Source organism: Dietzia sp. E1 (assembly GCF_014145015.1).
GTDB classification, from domain to species: Bacteria; Actinomycetota; Actinomycetes; order Mycobacteriales; family Mycobacteriaceae; genus Dietzia; species Dietzia cinnamea_A.
This window is the reverse complement of the sequence record NZ_JAALDU010000534.1, coordinates 1-1,659: the sequence shown is the minus strand read 5'-3', so window position 1 is coordinate 1,659 and position 1,659 is coordinate 1. Positions and strand designations below refer to the sequence as shown.

The window sequence follows — 1,659 nt, the reverse complement described above, 5'->3', positions numbered from 1 at the left end:
ATACGCAGTCGCCTCTCGGCGAACCGGTACAGCCCCGCCGGCCGCCCGCCCGACGGGCCCGGGGGCGCGCTGCGCCCGCACGCCTCGAGTTCGCGGCGGCGGGTCAGGACGCGCTGGAGGTTGGTCGGGTCCACCGGGTGCCCTAGCGCGGCCGCGTAGAGCTGCGCGAGGAAGGAGAGTGTGAACTCCTCGGGCGCGAGGGCGAAGCCGAGGTTGGAGTAGGACAGTTTGGCCGCCAGGCGGTCGCGGGCCAGTGCGACGATGCCCGCGTGGTCGTAGACCGTGTCGGGCAGCTCGTCCACCCGGAACCACGCGGTGTCGTCGGGCAGGGCCGGGGCGGCGTCGCAGGGCAGCACGCCGAGGAAGCCGGAGGCGAACACGCGCCGACCGGGGACGCGGGCCGGGTCGGAGAACTCGGCGACCGGTTCGAGGTGGCTCAGTGACCGCACGTCGACCTTCTCGGCGAGCTGCCGGGTGGCGGAGGTGCGCAGGTCCTCGTCGTCGCGGACCCCGCCGCCCGGGAGCGCCCACCGGCCGGCGGCGGGGCCGAGGGAGTGCTGCCAGAGCAGCACGTGGAGGGCGGGTGGCGTCACCTCGCCGACCGGCCGCACCTGGCTCACCACGACGAGCACCTCGTGACCGGTGTTACACTCCGTCATGTTTTCGATTATAAGTCGAAAACGCCCCCGGGCGGTTGCCGGAGGGCGCCGTGAGACTTCACCCGGGAGGGGGCAGCGTTGAGCACTGCCACAGGACACAGCACGACGGTCGCGCCGCGGCCCGACACCGCGATCGGACGCCTCGACTCGCCGCTCGCCGCGAGGATCCGCCACGACGGCTCGGTGTACACGGGCGTCGAACCCGACGCGGAGTGGGCCGCCGAGATCCGTCGGCTCGCCGCCGAGCGGGACGCGGTGATCCTCGCGCACAACTACGAGATCCCCGCGATCCAGGACATCGCCCACCACGTCGGTGACTCGCTGGCCCTGTCGCGCGTCGCGGCGGCGGCCGAGCAGTCGACCATCGTCTTCTGCGGCGTGCACTTCATGGCCGAGACCGCCAAGATCCTCTCGCCGGACAAGACCGTCCTCATCCCCGACGAGGCCGCGGGCTGCTCGCTGGCCGACTCCATCACCGCCGAGCAGCTGGCCGAGTGGAAATCCGAGCACCCGGACGCGGTGGTGGTCTCCTACGTCAACACCACCGCGGCGGTGAAGGCGCTCACCGACATCTGCTGCACCAGCTCCAACGCCGTGGACGTGGTGGCCTCGATCGATCCGGACCGCGAGGTGCTGTTCCTGCCCGACCAGTTCCTCGGCCAGCACGTGCGCCGCAAGACGGGCCGGGACAACATCCACGTGTGGGCGGGCGAGTGCCACGTCCACGCCGCGATCAACGGGGACCAGCTCACGGCCAAGGCGGGGGCGCACCCGGGCGCGGAGCTCTTCGTCCACCCCGAGTGCGGCTGCGCGACCAGCGCGCTGCACCTGGCCACGGAGGGCGCGGTGCCCGCGGACCAGGTCAAGATCCTGTCCACCGGCGGTATGGTCGACGCCGCCCGCGCCTCGGGCGCCCGCGAGGTGCTCGTGGCCACGGAGGTCGGCATGATCCACCAGCTGCGCAAGGCCGCCCCGGAGATCGACTTCCTGCCTGTCAACG

Annotated in this window: 2 protein-coding genes; one reads left to right on the top strand and one right to left on the bottom strand. The window is 72.4% G+C overall.

The genetic code is table 11. The features are described 5' to 3' along the window. Window positions 1-659: NUDIX domain-containing protein (locus G6030_RS15155; protein WP_187701887.1), on the bottom strand; the 659-nt coding region annotated here is incomplete at its 3' end. A gap of 132 nt (window positions 660-791) precedes the next feature. Here G6030_RS15155 and nadA point away from each other — a divergent pair. Continuing rightward, window positions 792-1,659, top strand: an 868-nt coding sequence (nadA, locus tag G6030_RS15150; RefSeq protein ID WP_182643682.1) for a quinolinate synthase NadA, incomplete at its 3' end; no start/stop codon positions are given.